Annotated in this window: 30 protein-coding genes and 1 riboswitch; of the genes, 11 read left to right on the top strand and 19 right to left on the bottom strand. The window is 41.8% G+C overall.

Annotated features, from left to right (window positions below; translation table 11 throughout):
• Positions 1-331 precede the first annotated feature (331 nt).
• From WD019_RS07420 to WD019_RS07405, 4 genes are all read left to right on the top strand, one after another.
• On the top strand, positions 332-1,093 hold the full coding sequence (locus WD019_RS07420; RefSeq protein WP_026676242.1) for a YdcF family protein: 762 nt from the start codon (positions 332-334) through the stop codon (positions 1,091-1,093).
• A gap of 296 nt (positions 1,094-1,389) precedes the next feature.
• A complete protein-coding gene (locus WD019_RS07415; RefSeq protein ID WP_425711093.1) occupies positions 1,390-1,677 on the top strand; it encodes a DUF5316 family protein in 288 nt (95 codons plus the stop codon).
• Positions 1,678-1,814: 137 nt separating this feature from the next.
• Entirely contained in the window at positions 1,815-2,150 is a 336-nt protein-coding gene (locus tag WD019_RS07410; RefSeq protein ID WP_026676243.1) for a hypothetical protein, read from the top strand.
• An 89-nt stretch (positions 2,151-2,239) separates the two neighbouring features.
• Positions 2,240-2,692, top strand: coding sequence for a CotD family spore coat protein (locus tag WD019_RS07405; RefSeq protein WP_035349778.1), 453 nt, complete (start codon positions 2,240-2,242; stop codon positions 2,690-2,692).
• A gap of 38 nt (positions 2,693-2,730) precedes the next feature.
• Here WD019_RS07405 and WD019_RS07400 read toward each other — a convergent pair whose 3' ends face one another.
• Positions 2,731-3,291 (bottom strand): thioredoxin family protein, encoded by a 561-nt coding sequence (locus tag WD019_RS07400; protein ID WP_425711092.1) that lies wholly within the window; start codon positions 3,289-3,291, stop codon positions 2,731-2,733.
• Between the two features lie 127 nt (positions 3,292-3,418).
• Here WD019_RS07400 and WD019_RS07395 point away from each other — a divergent pair, with 127 nt between their 5' ends.
• Positions 3,419-4,405, top strand: coding sequence for a DMT family transporter (locus tag WD019_RS07395; protein WP_425711091.1), 987 nt, complete (start codon positions 3,419-3,421; stop codon positions 4,403-4,405).
• A 15-nt stretch (positions 4,406-4,420) separates the two neighbouring features.
• Here the strand turns inward: WD019_RS07395 and WD019_RS07390 are convergent, their stop codons facing one another.
• Positions 4,421-4,651 (bottom strand): hypothetical protein, encoded by a 231-nt coding sequence (locus tag WD019_RS07390; protein ID WP_425711090.1) that lies wholly within the window; start codon positions 4,649-4,651, stop codon positions 4,421-4,423.
• A gap of 140 nt (positions 4,652-4,791) precedes the next feature.
• On the opposite strand from WD019_RS07390, the gene WD019_RS07385 reads away from it, so the two are divergent.
• Entirely contained in the window at positions 4,792-5,001 is a 210-nt protein-coding gene (locus tag WD019_RS07385) for a hypothetical protein (RefSeq protein ID WP_035349781.1), read from the top strand.
• A 60-nt stretch (positions 5,002-5,061) separates the two neighbouring features.
• On the opposite strand, the gene spoIIP is transcribed toward WD019_RS07385, so the two are convergent.
• Together spoIIP and WD019_RS07375 are read right to left on the bottom strand one after the other, a co-directional pair.
• Complete coding sequence (gene spoIIP, locus WD019_RS07380) at positions 5,062-6,207, bottom strand: stage II sporulation protein P (RefSeq protein WP_425711089.1); 1,146 nt, start codon at positions 6,205-6,207, stop codon at positions 5,062-5,064.
• A gap of 148 nt (positions 6,208-6,355) precedes the next feature.
• Positions 6,356-7,387, bottom strand: coding sequence for an LCP family protein (locus WD019_RS07375; RefSeq protein ID WP_425711088.1), 1,032 nt, complete (start codon positions 7,385-7,387; stop codon positions 6,356-6,358).
• A gap of 392 nt (positions 7,388-7,779) precedes the next feature.
• On the opposite strand from WD019_RS07375, the gene WD019_RS07370 reads away from it, so the two are divergent.
• Positions 7,780-8,142 carry a hypothetical protein gene (locus tag WD019_RS07370; protein WP_026676249.1) on the top strand — a complete coding sequence of 121 codons (363 nt, stop codon included), beginning with the start codon at positions 7,780-7,782 and terminating at the stop codon, positions 8,140-8,142.
• Positions 8,143-8,250: 108 nt separating this feature from the next.
• Here the strand turns inward: WD019_RS07370 and rarD are convergent, their stop codons facing one another.
• Positions 8,251-9,186, bottom strand: a complete 936-nt coding sequence (gene rarD, locus WD019_RS07365; RefSeq protein WP_425711087.1) for an EamA family transporter RarD — start codon at positions 9,184-9,186, stop codon at positions 8,251-8,253.
• Positions 9,187-9,201: 15 nt separating this feature from the next.
• On the bottom strand, positions 9,202-9,741 hold the full coding sequence (locus WD019_RS07360) for a flavodoxin family protein (protein ID WP_425711086.1): 540 nt from the start codon (positions 9,739-9,741) through the stop codon (positions 9,202-9,204).
• A gap of 139 nt (positions 9,742-9,880) precedes the next feature.
• Between WD019_RS07360 and WD019_RS07355 the strand changes: the two genes are divergently transcribed.
• On the top strand, positions 9,881-10,771 hold the full coding sequence (locus WD019_RS07355; protein WP_425711085.1) for a LysR family transcriptional regulator: 891 nt from the start codon (positions 9,881-9,883) through the stop codon (positions 10,769-10,771).
• Positions 10,772-10,881: 110 nt separating this feature from the next.
• Positions 10,882-11,166 carry a YjcZ family sporulation protein gene (locus WD019_RS07350; RefSeq protein WP_425711084.1) on the top strand — a complete coding sequence of 95 codons (285 nt, stop codon included), beginning with the start codon at positions 10,882-10,884 and terminating at the stop codon, positions 11,164-11,166.
• Between the two features lie 78 nt (positions 11,167-11,244).
• Here WD019_RS07350 and WD019_RS07345 read toward each other — a convergent pair whose 3' ends face one another.
• The 3 genes from WD019_RS07345 to WD019_RS07335 form a co-directional block, all read right to left on the bottom strand.
• Complete coding sequence (locus WD019_RS07345; RefSeq protein ID WP_425711083.1) at positions 11,245-12,627, bottom strand: glycine--tRNA ligase; 1,383 nt, start codon at positions 12,625-12,627, stop codon at positions 11,245-11,247.
• Positions 12,628-12,994: 367 nt separating this feature from the next.
• Positions 12,995-14,476, bottom strand: coding sequence for an amino acid permease (locus tag WD019_RS07340; RefSeq protein WP_425711082.1), 1,482 nt, complete (start codon positions 14,474-14,476; stop codon positions 12,995-12,997).
• 183 nt (positions 14,477-14,659) lie between these two features.
• Positions 14,660-15,094, bottom strand: coding sequence for a hypothetical protein (locus WD019_RS07335; protein ID WP_026676255.1), 435 nt, complete (start codon positions 15,092-15,094; stop codon positions 14,660-14,662).
• 144 nt (positions 15,095-15,238) lie between these two features.
• Here WD019_RS07335 and WD019_RS07330 point away from each other — a divergent pair, with 144 nt between their 5' ends.
• Entirely contained in the window at positions 15,239-16,255 is a 1,017-nt protein-coding gene (locus WD019_RS07330) for an LLM class flavin-dependent oxidoreductase (protein ID WP_425711081.1), read from the top strand.
• A gap of 44 nt (positions 16,256-16,299) precedes the next feature.
• On the opposite strand, the gene WD019_RS07325 is transcribed toward WD019_RS07330, so the two are convergent.
• Positions 16,300-16,476, bottom strand: coding sequence for a Fur-regulated basic protein FbpA (locus tag WD019_RS07325; protein ID WP_081412552.1), 177 nt, complete (start codon positions 16,474-16,476; stop codon positions 16,300-16,302).
• A 92-nt stretch (positions 16,477-16,568) separates the two neighbouring features.
• Positions 16,569-16,683: riboswitch (SAM riboswitch) on the bottom strand.
• Positions 16,684-17,055: 372 nt separating this feature from the next.
• On the opposite strand from WD019_RS07325, the gene WD019_RS07320 reads away from it, so the two are divergent.
• Positions 17,056-17,544, top strand: a complete 489-nt coding sequence (locus WD019_RS07320) for a C40 family peptidase (protein WP_051291216.1) — start codon at positions 17,056-17,058, stop codon at positions 17,542-17,544.
• A gap of 87 nt (positions 17,545-17,631) precedes the next feature.
• Here the strand turns inward: WD019_RS07320 and folD are convergent, their stop codons facing one another.
• From folD to WD019_RS07275, 9 genes are all read right to left on the bottom strand, one after another.
• Positions 17,632-18,486, bottom strand: a complete 855-nt coding sequence (gene folD / locus WD019_RS07315) for a bifunctional methylenetetrahydrofolate dehydrogenase/methenyltetrahydrofolate cyclohydrolase FolD (RefSeq protein ID WP_425711127.1) — start codon at positions 18,484-18,486, stop codon at positions 17,632-17,634.
• Between the two features lie 150 nt (positions 18,487-18,636).
• Positions 18,637-19,509: an ROK family protein gene (locus tag WD019_RS07310; RefSeq protein ID WP_425711080.1), complete on the bottom strand. Its 873-nt coding sequence runs from the start codon at positions 19,507-19,509 to the stop codon at positions 18,637-18,639.
• Positions 19,510-19,604: 95 nt separating this feature from the next.
• The gene (locus WD019_RS07305) at positions 19,605-19,913 is read right to left on the bottom strand and encodes a DUF4870 domain-containing protein (RefSeq protein ID WP_026676260.1); all 309 of its coding nucleotides are present in this window, start codon (positions 19,911-19,913) and stop codon (positions 19,605-19,607) included.
• Positions 19,914-19,942: 29 nt separating this feature from the next.
• Positions 19,943-22,477, bottom strand: coding sequence for a bifunctional lysylphosphatidylglycerol flippase/synthetase MprF (gene mprF, locus WD019_RS07300; RefSeq protein WP_425711079.1), 2,535 nt, complete (start codon positions 22,475-22,477; stop codon positions 19,943-19,945).
• A gap of 220 nt (positions 22,478-22,697) precedes the next feature.
• The gene (locus WD019_RS07295) at positions 22,698-23,645 is read right to left on the bottom strand and encodes an ABC transporter permease (RefSeq protein ID WP_425711078.1); all 948 of its coding nucleotides are present in this window, start codon (positions 23,643-23,645) and stop codon (positions 22,698-22,700) included.
• Positions 23,638-24,564, bottom strand: coding sequence for an ABC transporter ATP-binding protein (locus WD019_RS07290; protein ID WP_425711077.1), 927 nt, complete (start codon positions 24,562-24,564; stop codon positions 23,638-23,640). Before WD019_RS07290 ends, WD019_RS07295 begins: the two co-directional genes overlap by 8 nt.
• Positions 24,565-24,585: 21 nt before the next feature.
• Positions 24,586-25,185, bottom strand: a complete 600-nt coding sequence (locus tag WD019_RS07285; protein WP_425711076.1) for an undecaprenyl-diphosphatase — start codon at positions 25,183-25,185, stop codon at positions 24,586-24,588.
• A gap of 125 nt (positions 25,186-25,310) precedes the next feature.
• Positions 25,311-25,997, bottom strand: a complete 687-nt coding sequence (locus WD019_RS07280; RefSeq protein ID WP_425711075.1) for an ABC transporter ATP-binding protein — start codon at positions 25,995-25,997, stop codon at positions 25,311-25,313.
• The gene (locus WD019_RS07275; RefSeq protein ID WP_026676266.1) at positions 25,994-26,374 is read right to left on the bottom strand and encodes a GntR family transcriptional regulator; all 381 of its coding nucleotides are present in this window, start codon (positions 26,372-26,374) and stop codon (positions 25,994-25,996) included. Before WD019_RS07275 ends, WD019_RS07280 begins: the two co-directional genes overlap by 4 nt.
• Between the last annotated feature and the right edge of the window lie 2 nt (positions 26,375-26,376).

Below are 26,376 nucleotides of genomic sequence, written 5' to 3'. Positions count from 1 at the left end.
GTGCGTATACAGTTGATAGTCCTTGAGAAAGTACAGCCGAAAGTCTAGGGCTTCCATACGTTCGTGAAGTAATCTTTTTTACAGCCATATCTTCTAGGATGAAAAAGGTAAGCAGTCATTGTCTCCTTCTTTGGAACCTTCGATTTCTACAAAAAGCGAGGTTATTCGTCTTTTTAGGGACTTCAATAAAGATTCAAAAAACTAACATTTAGTCATTTCCTGCAACAATTTTATTGTAAGACTCATTTATTAGTAAAAACGGCATTATCTTTTTGTGTAATAAATGGTAAAATTGGATTAAGTTAAAAAACAGTGATTGAGAGGCACATAAATGAGGAATTTATTTTTGGTTTTAGGAATCATTGGTTTGCTTTATTGTATGAATTTGATCCGAATCGCGAACATTGACACGGGGGCAGTCGTCATATTCTCTTTCTCGCTTTTTTTTATTGCGATTTACGTTTTTTACCGTCCTTTAAAAACAGTATGGAGTAGAAAAAGAAGTGCTAGAATACTAGTCTTAACGTTACTAGGAGCAATCATCATCGTCTCTTGCGTATTGGAAGGGCTCATTTTATCATCGATTGCCGATGATCATCCGAAAAAACTCGATTATGTGCTCGTCCTCGGGGCCGGAATCAGGAGAGGGAAACCCTCCCCTGTCCTTAAAGAACGATTAAATAAGGCGGTTGATTATTTAAAAGCATACCCGAAAGCGAAAGTTGTTGTAAGCGGCGGGAAGGGATATGATGAACCGGTCAGTGAGGCATCCGTTATGGAAGACTACTTACTTGCCCACGGCATTCCATCCCAGCGAATTGTAAAGGAAGAAAAAGCGACAAGCACTTATGAAAACCTGAAATTTTCAAGAGACTTGATGAACAGGCAAAGTGCAGTTCATTATCCTGAGCGGGTATTAATTATTTCGAGCAACTTCCACCTCCATCGGGCAAAGTCAATGGCGAGGGATCTCGGATTAGAAGCCTTCGGAGCAGGCTCGAAAGTACCCCTTAGCGTCATTCCCCAGGTTCATGTGCGGGAAATTCTTGCCCTTGCTAAGTATTATGTGTTTGATAAAATGGGCAACCCTTGAAAAAGTCCGTGACAGACAATAAGCAAGGGTCAGGCGAATAAACGTTGGTTTTAGACCAATAAGTTGCCTTGTTAGACGAATAAGAGATTCGATTAGACGAATAAATGCCAGGACTCACGAAAAAGTGCCGCAAGCCCGCTAAACTTGAATCTTTCCGATTCGTATAAGAAATGGCAAAGAGAAAAGCTACTGAAGCTGGTTTCAGTAGCTTTTCACCATTATGTAAACGATACATACGATGTAAAAGAGCCTTATCTTTACCAATTAACGACTGACGATGAAGAAAGGTGTTCGATATGAAATCATTTGGATTAGGCATTTGCATCGTATTGACCGCTCTTATTGTATCTCATTTGTTCTATACTGTTGAACTGTTTATAAAGTTAACGAGTAGCCTCTCAATTCTTTGTTCAAGGTTTTCATTAGGGTATTTTGTCAGCAGCGATCGCAGGCGGCTAAATTTTTATGTGGATCCCAATAGCCGAAAATACAGGCGTTTAAAATGGTCATTTCGCTTCTTGATGCTCGGTCTTCCATGCCTGATAGGGGCAGTAGGTGCTGTTATTTTTCTAAATATGATGTGAACTTAAACGACTACCAGATGAGGTAGTCGTTTAAAAATTTTATTTCCTGTAGGTACATGCCGTTTGCAAGTTCGCCGTCTTTCCATAAACTATCATGTATCACCTTAAAATAAATACTTTTAGAGGAGTAGAAACGAATGTCTAAAGATCAAGAACGTTTTGGTTTTGGATTTGGTTGTTGTTGTCCTCCACCTCCACCACCGCCTCCGCCTATCGTTCCCTTCATTCCAGTTATACCGGTCATGCCCGTTGCACAAGTGACGCCAGCCTATCCGGTTAGTCCTGTGACTGCGGTTAGCCCGGTGGCTGTGAGTCCAACAGCTGTGAGCCCTGTTACTTCTGTAAGCCCAACGGCGGTAAGTCCTGCTGCTTATGTGCCTACGATGCCAGTCAGCCCTGTTCAACCCGTAATGCCAGTTAGCCCGGCAATGAAACCAAATTATCCCGTTAGTCCAACACAATATTACAAATAGTAGGTACATGCCGTTTGCAAGAATAGGGAATGTCCATAGGATAGAAAGTAAGAAAGGTTTCAAATTCTATATTCAAGGAGTAGAACTGAATGTCCAAAGATTCCCGTTTTTTTGGCCCGCCGCGGCCGTTTCTTCCACCACCACCCGTTCCATTCATTCCGGTTATTCCCGTTCTTCCGGTCCAGCAAGTTGTTCCAACCTACCCGGTTAGTCCCGCTCACGTTGTCCAACCCGCAGTCAGTCCAACGAACGCGCCGATTAGCCCGGCCTATCAGCCGCCTTCACATCCCGGTGCTGTAAGCCCGGCCACGCAAGCTGCATGTCCGCCAAATCAATCGTTAAACGATGTTGTCTATCCAGCACAAAACTATGTAAAAGATTATTATAAAGAATATGAGATCAAACATATTCATCCGATTACTATCGAACATAAACATCATAACGTCTATATTCATAAACACCAATATCCTGTAAAAGAAACAACAACATGCGAACATGTAAACAAAGTAGTAGAAGAGCCGAAACCGAAAATAATGGACTAGTACTGCAGAGAGAAAGCCCGGGCAATGCCCGGGCTTTCTTATATTACGCTTTTGAACCGTTCCTTCACACTGCGGACGACAGAGGCCCAAATGGTCTTATCCGTTGCTAGTTTTTCTCTAAATGAACGGTACATCACTTGCTGCTTTGCTTCAAATTCAGGTGAGCTTTGATCTGGAAGCTCAGAACGCATCGTCATAATTATATCTTGCACTTCCGGTGAGCGCGGGCCCCATACCGCTTTTTCATTTCCATCGTGATCGATAAAAATAAAAATCGGAATTGCCCGAGAAGTGCCATTTGTTAAATATTGGTCCATTAATTCAAGATTTTCATCACGGATTAAGAGACTCATTTCAAATCCGGCAATTTCGGAAATCCGCTTAACGATCGGAACGCACAACAATGCATCGCCGCACCAATCTGCCGTAAGGACGATGACGCGCCAGCCTTTTGCGCGCCATTTCATAAAAAATTCCTCATCTTCCTTCGAAAGAGAGAATTGATCATAAATGTTCGCCAATTCTTCCTTATTGACATTCATTGCCGCCACGTAGTCTTTAAATGACATTCCTTTGTCAAACCAGTCGTTTAAATTCATTTACAAAAACCTCCTTACCATAAGTATAATCTACCAATTAAAATCAATAAATCCTCTCTTTTTATGAACAAGGTGTACTATAATGATAATAATACCTACAGCTTAAGAATAGGGAGAGGGAAACAAATTGAAGGCGATTTTTCTCGGTATACTTGCTTCTTTCTTTTTTGCTTTTACGTTTATTTTAAACCGGTCAATGGAAGTCTCTGGTGGATTTTGGGTTTGGAGCGCTTCGTTGCGTTTTATTTTCATGATTCCTTTTTTATGGCTCATTGTCAGGATGCGTGGGAACTTGCGGCCATTATTTTTGGAAATGCGAAAACGGCCCATGCCCTGGATCATATGGAGCTTTGTCGGATTCGTTTTATTTTATGCCCCGATTACGTACGCCGCGGCATTTAGCCCTGGATGGCTTACAGCAGGAACGTGGCAATTTACAATCATTGCAGGGTCTCTGATCGTCCCGTTTTTTCACGAGACGATCCACACGTCAAATGGCACGGTAAAGGTCAGACAGAGAATCCCTTTAAAAGGGCTGTCGCTTTCCTTTATTATTGTTGCTGGAGTAGTTCTTATTCAATTCCAACACGCCGAAAAGCTGGATCTTACAACGGTTTTCTTAAGTGTCGTTCCGGTCGTTATCGCATCTTTCGCCTATCCGCTCGGAAACCGGAAGATGATGGAAATTTGTGGCGGGCGGCTTGACCCTTTTCAGCGCGTGCTTGGGATGACGCTGGCAAGCTTGCCATTCTGGTTATTGCTATCTTTGTATGGCCTGCTAAAAAAAGGTCCGCCAACCGCCATGCAAACGACGCAATCCTTTTTAGTCGCCATTTGTTCGGGCATTATCGCTACCGTCTTATTTTTTCTGGCGACAGACATGGTTCGCAACGATCCGCATCAACTTGCAGCCGTTGAAGCAACTCAATCAGGAGAAGTGCTTTTCACTCTTCTTGGAGAAATACTTTTTTTACATGGAGCGATGCCTTCCATTCTTTCTTATATTGGGATTGCCCTCATTATCATAGGCATGATTCTTCATAGCTTGTTTACTCATCAAGCGCAGCCTGCCTCTTGCCAAAACGAATCGAAAGAAGCAGCCACTCTCAAATGACAGCGGCTGCTTTCTTTATTCCAATTCTTTTTCAGATGTCAATTCCTCGAGATGATGCATGAAATCACAATAACATTCTGGTTTAAATTCTCCAGGTGCCCAATTTTCTACTATCCATTCCGACATGTCCGGGCTGCTATTTGGAATCGTTCCCATATTTTCACGATTCATTACCGCTTGCAATATCTTTTCATAATGAACTTCATTCCAGAAAAAATCATCGAATGCATGTGCTGAAAATCTCATGTCATCGCCTCCTAAAAAGCTACCTTTGCTTACTCAAGTATTTCCCTCTTTCCATTTGAATATGTCCCGATATTCTTAAATTCATGTGCATAAATGGCAAACATTTGGCCAGTCTATAGTTTAAAGCGAGGCGATGATCAATGGACGAAATAAAAAAGAGAACGAGAAATCTGCAAACGAATACCCCGACTAAAGAAGAAATTACGATCTCATCGAATATTCATTCACAGCAACCATATGATTCCGATGATTTTTATCCAGGGGATTCTGTCAATGAATATAAGAAAATCGAGCGTGTGAACGAATTTTTAAATGAAGCCGAAATTAGCCAACAAAATAACAACCTGTAGGGAAAGTACAAACGTCCGGCTTTTCTTTTCAAAAAAATAACTGACAGGCTTGAGGCCATGTCAGTTATTTACCTTTTCCGCCTGCCAATAATAATCGCTTAGCGCATCACTAAGGGCGACGACAGAGCGGTACAATTCATCCATTGTATTGTCAATCCCGCCGATTTCCACTAAAATGGCATGATCCGCAAGGTCCTGGTTGTATACTCCATTCCCCATCGTTTTATATTTGACGACGACGCCGCGGCAAAGCCCCGGATATTTTTTATTTAAATGATCAAATAACGCTTTTCCAAATGCCTGGCTTTTGGCTGCATTCTTTTGTTCTCCGCCAACAATAAAAGCCAGTCTCGCATACGATTTACCATTGATGACCTTCCGTGTGACATTCCCTCCCGCTGAATCTCTATGAACGTCAATGATGAAATTTAAATTCCGATTTTGTCCCATCGCCTCCTGGACGATTTTCCTTGAAGCATCATACGATTGATAGTAGGACCAGCCCTTTTTATTTAAAAAGGCATTCATGTCTGTCGTATCATGCTCCGTGCCGATGCCTCTTTTTTCAAGTTCGTCGCTCAACATTTTGCCGATCGCAATCATATTCGCTTTATTGTTCGTGCTTCGTGGGTCTTTAAGATTTTTTCCGCCTTTTAGTAAAGGGGCATACGATTCCGTACTATGCGATTGATAGATGAAAACGACTTTCTTCCCATTCGTCGTATGTTTCGGCGCGGGTGCAGGTTCTTGTTCATCGATTTTTAAATTTTCTTCATTAATGTCTTCGTTTCTTTTTAATATTTTCATCGGAGGTGCTGAGTCTTCCGGCAAATTCGTGAAATCCGTTCCTTCCCCGGCGACAACAATTTCCGTATCGTATAGTGAAAACCCCGGAAGCTCCCGCCCTAAAAGACTGCGAATATCTCCCGGCCTGACGTTTGTCGCTAATTCAAAAAGAACGGATGACAGCCCGGGAGGCTTAGACTCTACTGGCAGTACTTGTGTTAAATATGGAATTTCAGTCCCCATAAAATGAACAAAACTCTCTACTTTAAAATGGCTAAACCACTTATTGACCAATGTAGAGTTCATGCTGTCTTTTAACGAAGACAAGACATTAATGCCGCCGAAAAACAGTACGAAAAGAGCTAGAATCAAGACGATTCCTAAGCTTGTCCGATTTCTTATCCTTCGCTTCATGATCATTTCTCAACATCCTTTCTAGTAAATACTTATGAAAGAAAAACTAGATTTAGAATGTTGAAAAATGCAAAGTTGCAAAAGCAATTTTGCAGGGCATCGCCTTCGTCGATGCCCTTACAATAAGAGAAAGCCCTGCTAACAGGGCTTTCTCTTATTGATTAATTTCAAGAATTTCTTTTAAGCGGTTGCTAATTTTTTGAACTTCTTCTTGCTTCGGTACAAAATAATATGTCCGTCCCGGACCGGTAGCTGGAAGATATACATCTGTTTCCGGACTATGGGTAAAAACAAAATGTTCCATATGTTTTCCATCTTTAATCGAACTGTAGAAATTTCGCATGCCGAACATTTCTTTCAAGGTTATGTTGGTCGTAATGTTGTTGCCAACAGTGTCGAGAAGATCGGTTGCTTTTGTCACAGTCGTAACCGACAACGCCTTATCGGCAAGTGCCTGCAAAATTTGCTGCTGGCGTTTTTGGCGGCCGAAATCCCCTTCTGGATCTGTTTTTCGCATTTGAACGTACGTCAATGCTTCTGCTCCGTTCATATGTCTCGTTTCACCCGGTATAAATGTATAGGTTTTCCCACCGACCGCCTTCATCGAACGTTGCGTAATCGGCTTTGCCACTTTTACTTTCACTGTTACACCGCCTAAATCATCAACAACTTCTTTAAACGCTTTAAAATTGACTGTGGCATAATAATCAATCGGGACATCAAGGAACTTCTCGACCGCTTCCATACTCGCTTCGACGGCTGCCTTTTGTCCGCCTTTTTTATTACCATAACTGTAAGCATGCGTAATTTTGCTCTCTTGATTAATAACCGGCAAAAATGTTCGTGTATCACGCGGGATACTAAGAATTACCGTTTCTTTCGTTTTTGGATTTAACGTGATAAGCATCATCGAATCCGAATGCGGAGGCTCTTCCCCGCTATATTTTTCAATTCCAAGAAGAAGAATCGTTACCGGGTTTTCACCTAATGTAACTTTTTCCGTCCGTAAATCGGATTTGCGTGATAATCCATGGTATGTTTTATCGGCCGCGGATTTTACTTTGTATGCTAAATATCCGGCATACGAAGCCGCTCCAACAAAACAAAATAATATAACAACAAGAAGAAGACGAAGAAAGCGGTTCTTTTTCTTCTTTTTCTTTACCCTCGTTCGCGGTTCATTCATTTACATTGCTCCTCGTAATAAGTTAAAAAGATTGTCGTGATCTCACGAATTACATCAAAAAATGTTAATTGACTTCATTAGTTTATCGTATTTTTAAATATTAAACAATTATAAACTGAAGATCCTTTTTACTTCATTTGTACTTTATAGTTTTCACGATTTTCATATCGTTCATGAATGCTATAAATCAAAGATGGCTTTGTTAAAATTCCCCTGCTTGCATTGTGGGAAATTTATAAAGCTGTTTTCATCGTTTATTTGACTCCATTATAGTTTTCGTTTGTTACAGCAGTTTAACAATGAACGTATTGACTTTAAGGTTTTTATTGGAAAAACAGTATTGGTGGGTACTATAATGAACACAAAAGATTATAAGCTGAGGAGAATTTGGCATGGGGAGAATCATTCGGTTTGATGAAAAAGAACTTACGCTGAAATTAACAGGATTTACGAGCATCGCCGCCTTAAAACGCGAAGTGAAAATTCCATATCCGGCAATTAAAAGCGCCATTATCGATACGTTTAAAGCGCCCTTTTGGATGCTTCGAATGCCTGGAACATGCATCCCGCCATATCTATATGAAGGCAGCTTTCGGTACGAAAATAAATGGTATTTTCTTTCCTATGAGCATAAAGGGCCCCATGTCATTCTTGAATTGGCCGGCCATGAACGTTATCACTATGTCATTTTTGAGATCGACCAACCGGAAGAAGTAGTAGCTGAAATTCGAAAGCATATTCAATATGCTTACTAGATGAATAAAATTTTTTGCAGACGAATAAACAGTAACACGTTCATTGAAAACGAGTAAAAGCTGCATTTTACAATAGAAAATGCAGCTTTCTGCCCTATCTCTAACGTATTAAGACCGTGCTTCGAAGGAAGACTTTCTTTTCGGGAATAAATGAGCCATGAATTTTGCCCTTGAAAGCGAAAAAAGGATAAGCGCCAGCCAGATGAAAAGGAACGATACGAATTGGACTTTTGAAAACCTTTCATTAAAGACGAAAATGCCCAGGAACAGCATAATGGTCGGGGCGATATATTGAAGAAATCCAACCATCGCAAGCGTAATCCGCTTTGCTCCTTCGGCAAAACATAATAATGGCAGTGCTGTTGCCACTCCCGCCCCTGCGAGCAGAAACGAAACAGAAGGAGCATCTGCCATAAAAGCGCCGGTTCCTTTGACCTGGACATAGAGTAAAAAAATAAAGGCGAAAGGGACTACGAACATCGTTTCAAAGGTTAGCCCAATAACAGAGTCAAATGGGGCCAGCTTCTTCGTTAATCCATATAACCCAAAGCTTAATGCCAGCGAAAGCGCCACCCATGGAACATGCCCGTATTGGACCGTTAAAATCGCTACCCCGATGAAAGCTAAGAAAAAGGAAATGATTTGCCAGCGGTTGAGCTTTTCCTTTAACACAAAAACTCCTAACAGAACAACTATAAGCGGATTGATATAGTAACCTAAACTCGTTTCAATGACGCGATTGGTATTGACCGCCCAAATGTAAATAAACCAGTTCGCACTGATTAAGAGAGAAGAGGCGAATACGGATAAGAAGATCGGCCAGGAACGAAATAATCGCTTTAAGCTAGTACTCAATTGGCCTGTTCTCCGTGAAATCAATAAGACAAGAATCATGAACAGAAAGCACCAGATAATGCGATGGGCAAGAATTTCATGTGCTGAAACGCCCTTGACCGCTTTCCAGTATAATGGCAGGAATCCCCATAATACGTAAGAAGCTGCGGCATACCCTATTCCCCACGAATCATTCTCTCGATTTTTCATTCGTTCCACCTCTATCTACTTTTTATGTTTCAAAACTTTATTTAAAAATCGCGCTTTATGAAGAGCTTCATGATCAGTCATAATGTCTCCCGGCTTATTCCCTTCTCCGATAATATAATCTTCAAACGAAGCTCCGACGAAATCAAAAATATATTGAAACTGCATGATGAGAGGTAATGCTTTTCGTTTTGGATCATCCCCTCCTACGATGACGACATACATTTTTTTGTTTTTCATTCGTTCAGCGAACCGCAAATCCGGATCGCGCAAACTTTCAGACCATCGATCGATAAAGTTTTTCATCGTGCCGCTCATTCCATACCAGTAAAGTGGTGTGGCAAATATAATCGTGTCGTGTTCCAACATTTTTTTAGCAATTTCTTCATATTCATCATGCCGTTGCGGAAATCCTTCTGGATCGTGCCGTTTATCTACGATCGGAAGAATATTTTTCTCCCGCAAGTAAATCCGTTCTGCTTCTATCCCTTCTAGCAACAGATTGATGATAGATTCTGTATTGCCGTTTTCTCGTGAACTGCCATGTAGTACAAACATGTTTAAATCCTCCATCTGCTCATTTAATGATTGTTTACTGTTTCCTATAAATGTATCATACAAGTAGATCCATAATCAGTACAGACGATTATTCCGATGATTATAATCGAAAATGCCGATAAAAGGAGAGGTAACATAGATGGAATATAAACAATTGATAACGTTTCGGACGGCAGCGGAAAAGTTAAATTTCACCCGTACCGCCGAAGCTCTAAACTTTGCCCAATCAAGCGTGACCGCGCAAATCCAATCGCTTGAGACGGAACTCGGCGTCCAATTATTCGAACGGCTTGGCAAGCGGCTCATTTTGACTGAAGCTGGCCGGCAATTAAAAATTTATGCCAATAAAATCATTTCATTAACTGAAGAAGCAAAAACAGCCGTAGCCGGTGAAAAAGAGCCAACCGGCAAACTTGTTATCGGTGCGCCGGAAAGCCAATGCACGTATCGGCTGCCATCCGTATTAGCGAAATTCCGGGAACGATATCCGAAGGTTCAACTTAGTTTCCATCCCGGAACCTCTGACCAGGAAGTGATGTTTCAGCTGGCCGAAGGAGTGCTCGATGTTGCCGTTTTAATGGATATACCTGGCGCCTCCGAACATGTAATTGTCGAACCACTTGTTAAAGAATCCATTAAAATCGTGACCCATCCGGAACACTCGTTAACCGATAAAGAATCTGTCATGCCATTTGATTTGCAAGGCGAGCCTCTCTTGCTTACCGGATGCGGCTGCAGTTACCGCCGGATTTTTGAGGACTCTCTATCTTCGGTCGGTGTTCAGCCTTCGAACATTATCGAATTTGCTAGCATTGAAGCAATTAAACAGTGTGTGATAGCCGGACTCGGAATTGCGGTTCTTCCCGCAATTGCGATTCAAAAAGATATTGAACAAGGACGCATGAAAGAACTTGCCTGGGGAGGCTGCGGGTTTTCGATTTACACCTATCTGGCCTGGCACAAGGATAAATGGATTTCGCCCGCTTTGAAAGCATTTATTGATGTGACAAGAGAAGTATTGAAAGGATAGAGATCATATAAAATTAAACGATTGAACTGATGGTCTGTCCTAAACGCTTATCAAGCAATTCTCATAAACTAGTAGTAAACGGCGAAAACATGTAGAAAGGAGAAAAATTTATGGTTTTTTTTAAAAAACCTGATAAACGTCAAATGTTTGCCGGGTACCCCGCCTATATGATGCCCGTTTACCCGGTCGTTCCAGCCGCCTACGGATACGGTTATGGATTTGGATATGGCCCCGGAGGATATTTTGGCAAATACAAATACTGGACCCGGGGTGGAGGGTGGTTCTGGTGGGCGATCATTGTCGTCCTGTTTATTCTTCTTATTATAGTCGGTTATGTCTGCTGGAACGGATTTTGTTGGATCGGAGACTGGGGAGGAGTCGACGGCCGCTGTTAAAAACACCATCATGAAACGATTAAAGAAGCTCTTTGAATGAAAAAACGGCTCATCCTTTAATGGATGAGCCGCTTTCGCTTAAAATGTCAATTTTTCTTCGATATAAGCCTTCAGTTCAGTAATCGGCATACGCACCTGTTCCATCGTATCACGATCCCTTACCGTCACCTGATTGTCTTCTTTTGAATCAAAATCATACGTAATGCAGAACGGCGTTCCGATTTCATCCTGGCGGCGGTATCGTTTGCCGATCGAACCTGATTCATCATAATCGACCATAAAATGTTTAGCTAAATCAGCAAAGACTTCACGCGCTTCATCGGAAAGCTTTTTCGACAATGGCAAAATCGCCGCTTTATACGGGGCAAGAGCCGGGTGCAAACGAAGCACTTTGCGGACATCGCCTTCACTGATTTCTTCTTCATCATAGGCATCAATCAAGAAAGCTAGTGTAACGCGGTCCGCGCCCAATGCCGGCTCAATGCAATATGGAATGTAACGGTCGTTCGTTTCTTGATCGACATATTCAAAGTCCTCTCCTGAATGTTCGCTATGGCGCTTCAAGTCAAAATCGGTCCGTGAAGCGATTCCCCATAGCTCGCCCCAGCCAAACGGGAATTGGTATTCAAAGTCGGTCGTGGCATTGCTATAGTGGGACAGCTCTTCCTTTTCATGGTCGCGAAGGCGCAACTTTTCTTTTTTCATTCCTAATGAGAGAAGCCACTTTTCGGCAAAGTCTTTCCAGTAATCGAACCATTTTAATTCTTCACCTGGTTTACAGAAGAATTCAAGTTCCATTTGTTCAAATTCTCTCGTCCGGAATGTAAAGTTACCCGGTGTAATTTCATTTCGGAAACTTTTGCCGACTTGTGCAATGCCGAATGGAAGTTTCTTTCTCATTGTTCGCTGTACATTTTTAAAATTGACAAAAATCCCCTGAGCCGTTTCCGGGCGGAGATAAATTTCATTGGCGCTTGACTCCGTCACTCCTTGATGGGTTTTAAACATTAAGTTAAATTGACGAATCGGCGTAAAATCACGCGCTCCGCAATCCGGACAAACGACTTCAAACTTTTCAATGAGCTTCTCCATTTCTTCAAACGAAAGGCCGTCTGCGATGATCTCTTGACCGGCGTTTTGCGCTGCTTCCTCAATGAGTTTGTCGGCACGATGGCGCGCTTTACATTGTTTACAATCGATCATTGGATCATTGAAATTGCCGATATGGCCAGAGGCCACCCATGTTTGCGGGTTCATAAGAATGGCAGCATCAAGACCGACATTGTATGGAGATTCTTGAACGAATTTCTTCCACCATGCTTTTTTCACATTGTTTTTCAGTTCAACACCGAGCGGACCGTAATCCCACGTATTCGCAAGTCCTCCGTAAATTTCTGAACCCGGAAAAACGAATCCTCTTTGTTTTGCCAGATTCACGATTTGTTCCATTGTGACCTTCATTGTAAAATCCTCCTTGTTAGAAAAACTACGATTATCGTCAGGCTTTTAGCGCGCAGCAGTCTTTCTTTTACTTTCATCCATTAATAGAATGAAAAAAAGCTCCCATCCCTAAGCATAACGCTTAGGGACGAGAGCTGTACTCACGCGGTTCCACCCTAATTGGCATACCAAAAACTGCATGCCCACTTTCATCAAAATGGCTCCAGACTGCCGTTTCTCTGAACTTTCTTCCGGGCTCCCACCATCCCCGGATCGCTAGAAAGAAAAGCTGCTCAGATACTATACGCCTTTCACTGCCAAACAGTATTTTTATTTATTGATAATATATAAAGTATATCCAGTTTGTCAAGGAAGGTTACATGTATTTTTAATTTTCACTACTAAAATCGCATTTTTCCAATGGCACGATTTTTGTTTTCTTTATCCATTTATAAGCAAGCCAGGCGATGATGAACAACGGCAAACCGATATAGGATACAGCCACACCATACCAATCAATTTTCCCGCCGGTAAAAGCTCCGTAGTTTTGTCCAAGAACGACGAACAAACATAAAATGAACGAAAGCAATGGGCCAAACGGGAACCACTTCGCTTTGTAGACAAGTTCATTTAAATCCCGCCCTTGAGCGATGTAAGCTTTTCTGAAACGATAATGGCTGATGGCAATTCCAAGCCAGGCGATAAAGCCGGACATGCCCGATGCATTTAATAGCCAGAGGTAAACAGCATCATTTTTAAACAATGATGATAAAAAAGCAGCTGCTCCAATAACCGTTGTAACGAGGAGCGCATTCATTGGTATTCCCCGGGAATTGACCTTCGCAAGAAAACGAGGCGCTTTCCCTTCTTTCGCAAGTGTCCATAACATCCGGGTCGCCGCATACATCCCCGAATTCCCCGCAGATAAGACGGCTGTAAGAATGATCGCATTCATCACCGATGCCGCAAAAGCAAGTCCCGCTTTCTCAAACACAAGGGTGAAAGGGCTTACAGAAACGTCTTTAATGTCAGAGTGAAGCAAGTTCGGATTCGTATAAGGAATGAGCAATCCAATGACGAAAATCGCTAATACATAAAATAATAAAATGCGCCAAAACACCTGTTTAATTGCTTTCGGAATATTTTTTTCCGGATTTTCACTTTCACCAGCGGCAATCCCGACAAGCTCCGTTCCTTGAAAAGCAAAGCCGGCAACCATAAAGACTCCAAGAATCCCCATAACTCCGCCGCTGAACGGGGCGTCCTTTACGGTGAAATTTTTAAACCCGACCGATTCGCCGCCCATAATGCCGAAAATCATGAGGAGGCCAACTGCGATAAATATAATAATTGTCGCCACTTTAATAAAGGCAAACCAATATTCCGCCTCGCCATAGCCTTTAACGGATAAAACATTGATGGCTAACAAAATAGCGAGAAATAGGGCGCTCCATAAAATAGGTGAAGATTTCGGAAACCAAAATTCCATCACCATTGCCCCGGCCGAAAGTTCAACGGCAAGCGTAATTGCCCAGTTGTACCAATAATTCCATCCAAGGGCAAACCCTAATGCAGGGTCAACAAACTTTGTCGCATACGTGCTGAACGATCCGGTTACCGGCATGAAAGAAGCCATTTCTCCCAGGCTTGTCATAAGAAAGAAAACCATAATTCCAATTGCAGCATAGGCGACGAGAGCTCCTCCTGGCCCGGCGGAAGAAATCGCTCCGCCACTGGCAAGGAACAACCCTGTGCCAATGGAACCGCCGATCGCAATCATCGTCATGTGCCTTGCCCGAAGGCCGCGTTTTAATTGATTTTCCGATTGAAGCGGGACGGCTTCGTTTAATTGCAATGAAGGTTTGCTCATACCATCTCTCCTTTGTTATTTTTTGAACTGATCTTTCGATTATGAGAATGAGTTCAATTAAGAATATTCAGTACATTTGAACTAAAATCCTTCTTTTTCAAAAAATAATCTTAAAAATAGTAGAAAACACACGACTTTAGACCTATAAAGCATTAACAGAACGAAGAAGTTTTCAACGTGCTGCTAATTTAGCTTGTGAAGCGCCTTTTTCTTAATGAGCTGTGCAATTCGTATCATGTTTTCATCATCTTCCGTAACCGAACAGCTTGTCCACCGATATGTCCGATAAACATCGTTGATCCTGACTTTTAAGTAATACGTCAAAAAGGGTTTTTCTTCACATGTTTTGCTTAGATTTTTTTCTCCTAAAATATCTACTTTCTCCATTTCTTTATAAATTTCATGCATATCGCTTTCCGGCAATTGAAAGTCCGATTGAGTAACGACTTTGTTGTAATTAAGCTGAAGCACAAGCTTTTGATCGAAAGTGTTAATCTCGTTTTTTTGACCCGGTCCGTACTTTAAGACAAAATCAAAATTCGCCGGTTTATCGATTGATTTTTCAGAACATCCGGCCATGATCAAAGCTTGTACCATCAACAATAGAAAAATTTTCATTTCAACACCCCCGGTCTGTTATTACTTCCTCTTTTCAAATGAGAATCCCTTTTAATTCGCCTGCAAAAAGAAGCATATTAGTAGACTTCTTTTCTCATACTAACGATAATATAGTTAATATTATTTTTTTGAAGGGAAACTATTATGTTAACATTAAGCGTATTAGACCAATCACCTGTCTCTTTCGGAAGTACACCGAGAGAGGCTGTTCAAAATACCGTTCGACTTGCACAAGAAACGGAGAAAATGGGGTATCATCGCTTTTGGGTGGCAGAACACCACCATACGAAAAATTTCGCCGGTTCGACCCCCGAAGTGCTTATTTCCCACCTTGCCGCGAAAACATCAACCATCCGCGTCGGGTCTGGCGGAGTGATGCTGCCCCACTACAGTTCGTATAAAGTAGCGGAAAATTTCAGGATGCTCGAGACTCTTTACCCGGGCAGAATCGATTTAGGGATCGGCCGTGCCCCCGGCGGCATGCCGCTTGCGACAATGGCATTGCAAGAAGGGAATACGCGCGGAATCCACCATTATCCGCAGCAGGTGGATGACCTGATTGCTTATTTGCATAATGCAGTTGATGAAAATCACCGATTTTGCGGGTTAGAGGCCACCCCTATTCCAGAGACCGCGCCGGAGATCTGGATGCTTGGCTCTAGCGGATCTAGCGCAAGACTGGCGGCTGAAAAAGGAATCCCCTTTACGTTTGCCCATTTTATCAACGGCATTGACGGACCTGCCGTAGCAAAAGCGTATCGTGAAGCGTTCCAGCCGTCATCCCTGCTCGCTGAACCGAAAGTGATCGCCGCCATATTTGCCATATGTGCGGATACGGAAGAACAAGCGGAAAGAATCGCCTCCAGCCTGGATTTATCGATTTTAATGCTTGAGAAAGGAGAGCGGCGGAACGGCGTGCCATCGATTGAACAGGCGCTCAATTATCCTTATACGACTTACGACCTGATCCGAATCAGGGAAAATCGCAAGCGGATGATCGTCGGTGCTCCAGAACAAGTGAAACAACAACTCCTTCAGTTAAGCAATGACTACGAGACCGACGAGTTAATGGTCGTAACCATTACCCATGATTTCAACGATAAACTCAACTCTTATCAATTACTTTCAGAAATGTTTCCACAGAAGCCATCCCGCGATTAATAGCCGTGGGACATTATAAAAGGCAGGCGCCAATAGCCTGTCTTTTATCTTTGGATTTGCGTTTTTGAATTTTCTTTCACAAGCTCGTACTCTCTTTCCAAATCCTTTAGCGGCAATTCATATAGTTGAGAGCCATCCGAAGCTTTATAAACATGATGCAGAATCAGCTTGTTAATGAGTTCGTCTTTTCGCTTCTTGACGGCTTTTGACAATTCACCCATCGTCTCCCCCTCTTTCGTTGATTGATACAAAAAGCAAGCCCTCTTCTTATCAAAGCAAGAAGAGGGCACGAATATGTAAAGTCACGTCGCTCTTCTTATCTATCAAGCAAACTACCCTTGCTTGTTGGAATTGGCACAGTATTCTCAAGCGAGAACCCGCTGCCGAGGCATCATAGGGCCAAATCCCTCCACCTCTCTTGATAAGAATCCGTTCATACTATGCAATTGTATACTACAATTTAATGGATGATTCTGATTTTGTCAATACTTAATTTCAATTAATCCCATCACTTTTATCGATATTCAATTGTTCAAATAAAGGACGTTCTGTTCGCACCACTGTTTTTACCACATTAAAAAAGTTTAAATACAGAATATAAATTGTAACTTTTTTGTAACCACTTCATTTGGAAGTTGATTTAAGATAATTTCAGTTGATCAACTACAGCAGAAAAACTTGGCTTAGCGTAACGTATGAATAGCGTTAGCTTTCGTTTTTCTATACTTTGTACTTTTTATCGCTTAAGCGTAGTTAAACTTTCTTCAAACTATTGAGAAAAATCATTGGGGGAATTTCAAATGACAACCATCATTCGCAGAGCAAACGTATTGCTTGTTGTCTTATCTACATTGTTGCTTGCAGCAACGATCCTTTTCTCGCCATTTTCGAATTCAGCGTATGCCGCAAAAGCTTCTAAAGGCGAACAAATTGCCTCTTTTGCCAGGACGCTAGAAGGGAAGCCTTATAAATATGGCGGAACAACGGTTAAAGGGTTCGATGCTTCCGGATTTACTCAGTATGTATACAAACAAGCCGTGAATGCCACCTTACCGCGTACGATTGACCAGCAATATAAAAACAAAAATGCAGTTTCCGTTCCACAAAAGAAATTGCAGCCTGGAGACTTAGTATTTTTTAAGCTGGACGGCAAGAACGTTTCTTTTGCCGGTATTTACTTAGGGAAGGATCAATTTATTGCAGCTACGACAAAAGGCGTTAAAGTTCAATCATTATCCACAAAGTACTGGAAAAGCACTTACGCTGACGCAAAACGCGTTGTAAAATAAATTTCAAATCAATAAATCAAGCAAAACTCTAAACTCTACATAAAAAGCATGCAACCTGCTTCTTTAGATTGCATGCTTTTTACTTTATTAGATGGAATACGCTCGTTTTGCGGATTGGATCGTATTTGCAAGCAGCATTGTAATCGTCATCGGACCGACACCTTTTGGCACTGGTGTAATGTAAGAAGCCTTCTCGAGACAGTCTTCAAAATCAACATCGCCGCAAAGCTTTCCGTCTTCCATTCGGTTAATCCCGACATCGATGACAACTGCCCCTTCTTTCACCATGTCTTTACCGATCATTTTCGGTCTTCCGACAGCTACGATTAAAATATCACCCTGAGAAGTGATTTCTTTTAAATTTTCCGTTTTTGAATGACAGTAGGTAACCGTTGCATTTTCGTTCAACATCAACTGGCCGACCGGTTTCCCTACGATATTGCTTCTTCCAACGACAACGACGTGCTTTCCTTCCATCGGCAATTCATACGCTTTGATCAATTCCAATATTCCGTATGGCGTACATGAAATAAAACATTCCTGGCCGAGCATCATTTTTCCGACATTCACCGGATGGAAGCCGTCCACATCTTTTTCTGGAATAATCGTTTCAATGACCTTCTGTTCCGAAATATGATCTGGCAAAGGAAGTTGCACTAAAATGCCGTGGATACTGTTATCCTTGTTAAATTTTTCAACCTGATCAAGAAGTTCTTCTTCCGTTACCGTCTCCGGAAGTTCAACCAGGACGGAATGCATTCCGACTTTCTCACATGCTTTCACTTTCGAACGGACATACGTTTGAGACGCTGGATTGGCACCGACAATAATTACGGCTAATCCAGGTACGATTCCTTTATCCGCCAAATGCTCGACTTCACTCTTCATTTCTGCTTGTTTCTTTTCCGCTAATTCTTTTCCGTTTAATAATACTGCTGCCATCATTTGCCTCCTCCAATCACAAAAACCGAACATTATTTTTATAAGGTGACTTTATCATTCGTTATTTATATATAAAATAACATGACCTCAATAAAAATTAAAGGATTTATATTGGCAGGAACAATAGACGCAACTTTAAAAACTTTCCGATTACGTTAAAGCGTTCATTGCAAGAGCAAGAGCGCCGCATAATCCGGCCCTGTCGGCCAGACCTGGCGGAACGATATAATGCTCAATGTTCTCAAGAAGTTCTTCTTTTTGTATATAGCCGTTTAACATTTCCTTCACGTTTTTGCGAATAAGGGGGAAAAGATGATTTTGTTTCATAACTCCTCCGCCTAAAATCATTTTTTTCGGAGATAAGATTAAAGTATAGTTGACCAGACCTTGAGCCAAATAATAGGCCTCTAATTCCCACACATCTTTAATATCACTTAACTCCATCCCTTTTCTTCCCCATCTTTTTTCAACTGCTGGGCCTGCCGCCATTCCTTCCAGGCAATCTTGATGGTACGGGCAATTTCCTTCAAAAGGATCTTCTGGATGGCGTTTAACGACAATATGTCCCATCTCCGGATGAGATAAACCGTGAAGCAGCTGTCCTTCAACGATTGCCCCGACGCCAATGCCTGTCCCGACCGTCATATATAAGCAGCTGTCCAGGCCTTTTGCCGCCCCCCACAATAATTCACCAAGCGCCGCACCATTGACATCTGTATCAAAGCCAATGGGCACAGAGAATCGTTTTTTCATCTCGCCTACAAAATTAAAGTTTTTCCAATGCTGTTTTGGCGTGCTTGTGATAAAACCATATGTACTGCTGTTTTTATGTAAATCAATGGGTCCGAATGAACCGATTCCAATCGCATCAAGCTTCTCATCCGCAAAGAAGGCATAGACATGTTCCATCGTTTCTTCTGGCGTTGTTGTTGGAAAACTGATCTGTTTTAGTATCTTCCCTTTTTCATTTCCAATTCCGCAAACGAACTTTGTTCCCCCTGCTTCAATTGCCCCGAAACGCATTGCGTCATCTTCCTCTCTTTTTTCTTAAAATTCTACATTTTATCTTATCATAAAAAAACAGCCGATTTCCTCAATTGAAAATCGGCTGCCTGTATTTACTTTATTAGCCGCCCAATCATCGGGTAATTAAACGTACGATCCCCTAAGGCGTACACAATCCCCATAATCGGTGCGATAATGGCGATTAATCCAAAAATAATCAAAAACGGAATACCGATGAGGATAAACGAAAAAACGATGGATAGCCAGATGAGTACTCCCATTACAATATGAAAAACTAATGCTTGCAGTGAAATTCTTCTTACCTCTTTATCGCCGCTTAAAAGCAAGACGATTAAAGGAACGAGGATAGGTGCAAACCATGTGCTCGCATGGACGATCACTTTCAACCATTTCCCTTCCATTCCAACCTCTCCTTCAAGACAAATTTGCTTTACTTCTGTTTTTTCCCGATTAAATGTGTGACAAGGATAATCGTAGCCGCCAGTGATCCTCTTTTCCCATAGGCTAAATATTTCCCAGTCCAAATCGGGCTATATTTGCTTTTGAAATTCCGTAACCCGCTGAAACTGTACATATAGCGCACTTTGTTGAAGATAGCCGCCGCAATCCGTTCATACAAAAATGCGGTTTTCGCCTGGCCGACATTCGATAAAGGCGCCATTCCAATATTAAAGTACTTGTACCCATTTTCTTTCGCCCAATTCAATAAATGAATGAGCATGGCATCCATAATACCGCCAGGTGAATCGGGATAATACCGCATTAAATCAACCGATAACTGCCCAGGCTGATAAACCGGCATGAAATTCATAAAGGCGACAATTTTCCCATCTTGATCCGAAAGCGTGGCAATCGGAGCACGTGATAAATAGTCTTCATCAAAATAGCCTAATGAAAATCCTTTTTCTTTTTTCGTTCCTAGCCACGCATCAGAAACATGGCGCAACTCCTGAAAAAAATCTTCAGAAAATGGCGGGTGATGGACATCGAACGTATACCCTTCACGTTCAAAACGATTGAACGTCGCGCGCAACCCGGCCCGTTTTTTCCCTGATATGGTGAACGAGTCTAGCGAAATGACCGCTTCTTCGCCTAATTTAAAGAAATTGTAGCCAAGATCATGATATAAGGCCATCAGCTGGCCGCTGATTTGATAAAAAATGCAATAATAACCATAGCGGTCGGTCTCATCCGTAAATTCTTTTAAAATGGCAGGGATTGAAGAAGGTTCCCCAAAAGGATCCCCTAAAACAACAAGCCGTTTTCCCACTTTCGCAAATTGCAGCATCGCTTTTCCGTCACTGCTAAAATAAAACCGTTTATCGCCTAAAAACCCGAGATGGCTCAATACATTTCCGCCATGCTTTGCCAGAAACGCCTCGAGCTTCTTATCATCCGCCTCTTCCCCCGGCAGCTGATCATGGGCTTTGTCAAAAATGATGACAAAGACGGTAATATAAATGCAGGCAAAGAGGAACGCAGAAAACGTCACAGAATATAATCCGATATATGAGCCTGTATAACCGCTTAAATCTAGCAGCAATTTTGTCAGCCAGACAAACAGGCATAACGTGATGATCGAAAGAATGATCATATGGAATACGCTTGCTGACGTAAACGGCAGGCTTCTTCGTTTAAACCGGCCCCTGAGCGTATACAATAACCCTGCGACAATTAATAAAATAATCGCGACCAACACCCATAACGTCAACAAATTTAAGATGCTGGCGGCAACTAGAGCGATAATCGCCATGTAATACGCCCGTTTCGTTTTCCGGTAAATTTCCTTTACTAAAAATAAAAGGATAAGCCCGCAACCAAAGGTAAGCGCATGGTCTAAATAGATGAGCTGGACCGGAAGTTCAAAATCCGCTCCACCGCTCGCTAATAAATAAACGACTTCAAATGAGACGAGCATGAAAATCCATAAACTTGAAAGAAGAATAAGGGCAGAAAGCGACCATGAACCAAGCCGTATAAAAAATTGGCGCTGCAATGTCCAGATTACACCTGTTGTTTCAATGGCCGGCGTTAAAAAACGGTTATCGTCCATCTTTTTCATGACCACACCCGTCATTTCCAGTGCGGCAAAAACAAGACCTAACCCGAATGGAATAAAATAATAAGCAATCCGATATAAAAGAAGCGCGGTTAATACAGCGCCTTTTTCAATATCAAACGCTTGCATCCCAATTAAAAACATTAAATCAAACGACCCAAAGCCACCGGGGATCAAACTGATAACACCGGCCGTTGCAGCAACCGTATAAACGCCGATCGTTTGTGCAAATGTCAAATCAATCCCCGTCAATTTCAAAATGACATAGAGAACAACGCCCGCAGACAGCCACTCAACGAATGAGACGGCAGAATACATGAGCGTATATTTCGGGGAAATCGAATCGCTCTTTTTTAATTTTGAAACTAAAATATAGGCGGGGACGATTAATGCGACACCGACAAATACAACCCACATCCATACTTTTTCATCAAGAACGACATGAGCCGGAAAGACGTTAAATAAAGAGAGAAGCGCCAATATGGATAAACCGTTAATAACCGCAGGAGCCATCCAGGCGATTCCTTTTAACAACTGTTTTCCATCATCGACATGCTCGCGATAAAGCATCGCCCGCAGGCTTGCGCCAATTAAACCGCCAAAACCTAAAATACCGTTAAACGTATTCGCGATCCATGATACACGAAAGATCTTTTGAACAGGGATTTCAGTCTTTAATGACCGGACAAGAATATAATCATAAAAAAACATCGTAGCAACCGCAAGTGCACCAACGGCAACCGCAAGTAGAAAGCCGCCATTTGGAATTTCTTTAATTGCTTTTATTGAATCTTTAAGCGAGAGCCCGGCCAATTCTTTTTTGCCTTGAAAAAAGATAAAGGTAATCAATAAAATAGGAAAAAGGATCTTCCCTATTTTCAATAAACGTTTTGTCATTTCATTCATGTTTTGCAGTCTTTCCCCCTCTACATGAGCACGTCCGCTAAACGAGTTACTTTTTCCTCTACTTTCATTCTTATCCTGAATACGCCATAAAAAACCTTTTTATTTTTCTTTCATCCAATTATGAACAGTAAGACAAAATCTACCATCCTTTTTTCCAAAGAACGGTAGATTTTAATTATCTCATAACATCTTTTAAAATTCGAGAACTTATCATAATTTATTAAGCCGCTACATCCCGTTTGTTAAATACAACTAAGGAAAGTGCTACGAAAATGATAAAGTAAACCGCGAGAACGGTAAGTGAAAAGCCAAGGGTCATGCCTTCAACTAGCGGGGTGCCTGTCGTATATTGTGTTAAATCGGTGTTTGCAAATAACACATATTTCACCCAATCATACTTATGCAAAATTTGAATGGCAATAGAGCTGCCCATCGTTAAAAAGATGGAGATGCCAATGGCGAGCGAGCTATTGCGGAAAACGGTTGACATCATAAAGGCAAATGTGACCATCATAATCAGGCTGATACAGTTTAATCCATATGTGCTCATAATATGAAGAACCATGTTTTGCTCAACGACTTTTCCATCGGTATAGGCTAAATATGGCGCAGAAACTCCTTCAAATCCGAATAGAATACCGCCTAAAATCCATGAAACGGCAAATAAAACGACTAACATGAAAACCGCATATAAAAGAGTGGCGATATATTTAGAGAACAACACCATCGTTCGGCTAACAGGGCGGATTAACAACAGTTTAATCGTCCCCCACGAAAATTCACTGGCCAGAATTCCTCCGGCAATGATAATTGTAAAAATGCTGATGACACTTACTAAATCACTCGTATTATCGACAAAACCCCAGAGGCTGTCAGATTGAATCGGCTTTATATTATGCTCAAGCCGGTATTCATTGATCGCAATGTTCCTTTTCACATGTTTTTTAATGTCATCCGGCAATTTTTCATTCAGCGTTTTTTTGTCTTCTTTAATCTCTTTCGTTACCGCCTGTTTCCAATTTGCATCGTTTGCCTTCTCCGTCGTCGTTTTTTCAATGACCCCCATTAAAACGATCCCGCCAACTAATAGAAGGAGCATAATAATGCTTCCGATTCTACGGTAAATTTTCATATTTTCATTTCGGATTAGTCCAATAAAATTAGCCAACTTGTTTCCCTCCAGTCACTTCAAGGAACTTCTCCTCTAACGTTTTCGTCATTTCCGAAATTCCGTAAATCTTGATCCCTTCTTCGACTAAATCAATGACAATGTCCGGAATCGCTTCTTTCTCGAGAAGAACGTCGATGTAATCTTCACCTGTTGTTATCGCCCCGTCATTCAGTTTAGCCGCAAAAATGCGTTGGGCCTTTTCGACAGGCTCAACATGAAAGCGGACCGTTTTTTGTTCCTCTCCGCTCACGAATTCAGTGATGTTTTGCACTCCGATTAATTGGCCATTTTGCAAGATGCCGATCCGGTCACACATCAATTCCATTTCGGCGAGCAAGTGACTGGACACGATGACAGCCAGACCTTCTTCCTGGGCCAATTTCCGTAAGTAATGGCGAATTTCGCGGATGCCCGCCGGATCGAGCCCGTTTGTCGGTTCATCAAGTATTAAGACAGATGGCGAATGAAGCAACGCCTGGGCAATTCCTAATCGCTGGCGCATTCCGAGCGAGTACGTTTTCACTTTATTGTGAATGGCATCCTCCAGCCCGACAAGCTTCACGACTTCTTTAATCCGCTCTTTTGTCACACCTTTGACCATCCGGCTATAGTGGATTAAATTTTTATACCCGGATAAAAACTTGTACATTTCAGGATTTTCAACGATCGCCCCAATATGTGAAATCGCTTCTTTGAAATTTTTACTAATGTCGTTCCCTTTAATTAACACTTTTCCTTCCGTAATTCCCATCAATCCGACCATCATCCGGATCGTTGTCGTTTTCCCGGCGCCATTCGGCCCAAGAAAGCCAAAGACTTCCCCTTTATATATATCGAATGTAAGTCCGTGAATGATCGTTTTATTCCCGATCTTCTTTTTTAAATTTTGAATTTGCACAATCGGTGTTTGACTCATCTTTCTTCCTCCTCTTAACAATTATAAATTTCTCGATTTGTTTTTTGATGGCAAAACACGTTGTTCTGCTTTTTCATAAATTAACAGCAATCGTTGAATAAAGGAAATATTTGGAACGATCCAATAAACGAACAATGCTGAAGTGATGCCGATAAAGGCTCCGGCCAAAACATCTACAGGATAATGAACGCCAACCCACACACGAGAGATTGCTACACAAATGGCGAGAATCAGCCATACCCATCCTTCTTTTCTTCGCATCAGCCAAAAGGATGCACAAATGGAAAAAAACAAAATCGAATGATCGCTTGGAAAAGAATTATCCACGGCATGTTCAATCAGTTTATTCACATGTGGAAGCGACGCAAACGGTTGGTTATGGGAGTATATCAAGCCTGCCATTTTGCCTGAGGCTTCGGCAATGACAGCCGCAGCCGCCGCATTAAAAACCATTAGCCTATTTTTTTCTCTTCTTGTAAACCAATAGACGATCATTCCTAAAATAAGAACATACAGCATATTTTCCGCCAGAAATACCGCAACCGGATTAAAAGCCGGATATTGGCCGCCAAGGTCGTTGATTGAACGGAACAGATCGACATTCAATTGGGAAAAAGACATTTGAATGAACCTCCAACAATTTTTCTTTATTTCATTGTTCCTTAATTCCATCATCAATAATAGTTGAAAGTCTAATGTCAAACTATCGATTTACCTTACACAACCTTACAGTTTTGTAAGATTCATTACTCATACTGCTGTTTCATCCAATCAACAATGCTGAGGTTTTCATCATCCCGAAGTTCTTCTACGTCCCGAATGCCGATCAATTCTCCTTCTTTAAGCGCTACGGCCATGTCTAACAGCGGCTCGATTTCTTTCAATTCATGCGTCGTAATAACAATCGTCCGATGTTCGATATCCAAAAAAGAAATTAAACTTTTAACAATCGCATCCCGGACCATGGGATCCAGTCCGGAAAAAGGCTCATCCATTAAAATGACCGGGGCTTCGCGGGCAAGTGTCAAAACCATTTTCAGACGGCCGCGACTTCCCTTCGATAAGCTTTTCACCCTTTTTTTTCGATCTAACTTCATGAATGCTGCAATTTCATCCGCTCTTTCCAGGCTGAAATCGGCAAACTGAGAGGCATAGAACTGAATCGTCTCTTCAACGGTAAACGGATAATACACGTCCAACTCCGACAAATAGGAAACGGCTTTTGCCATTCTTCTGTCCATAGGAACTCCATTAACGATAACCGTTCCTTTTGTAGGACAAATTAAACCGGCCATTAACTTTAAGGTGGTCGATTTCCCGCTTCCATTTTCCCCTACAATGCCGATAATTTTACCTGATGGGAGAGTGAAGGTCACATCTGTTAACGCTTGATGCTTCCAATATCGTTTCGAAACATTTTTAAACTCAATCATGCCTTATTCCCCTCCCTTGCCCTGATATGCTCTTCAAGGCCTTTCATCATCTCTTCGACCGTAAACCCCATTTCCTTCATATCGTCCACAAAGCTGGATATTTGTTCTTCCTTCAACCTTTCCCTAAGCTCGACTAATATGGATTCATTTTCGGTCACAAACGTCCCTTGTCCCCTTTTCGTTTCCACAATCCCCATCCTTTCCAGTTCACTGTACGTCCGTTGCACCGTGTTAGGATTGACGCCTGACTGAATCGCCATTTCCCTCACCGATGGCAGCTTGTCTCCTGCTTGCAATTCTTTGCGCAAAATTTGCCGATTGATTCGTTCTGCCAATTGAAAGTAAATGGGCTTCGACGCATTAAATTCTTCTCCCATTG

Origin of the sequence: Fictibacillus sp. Mic-4, from assembly GCF_049843615.1 — a bacterium.
Lineage (GTDB): Bacteria > Bacillota > Bacilli > Bacillales > Fictibacillaceae > Fictibacillus_A > Fictibacillus_A gelatini.
Note: the sequence above shows the minus strand (reverse complement) of the source record. Positions and strands in the feature narration are given on the sequence as shown.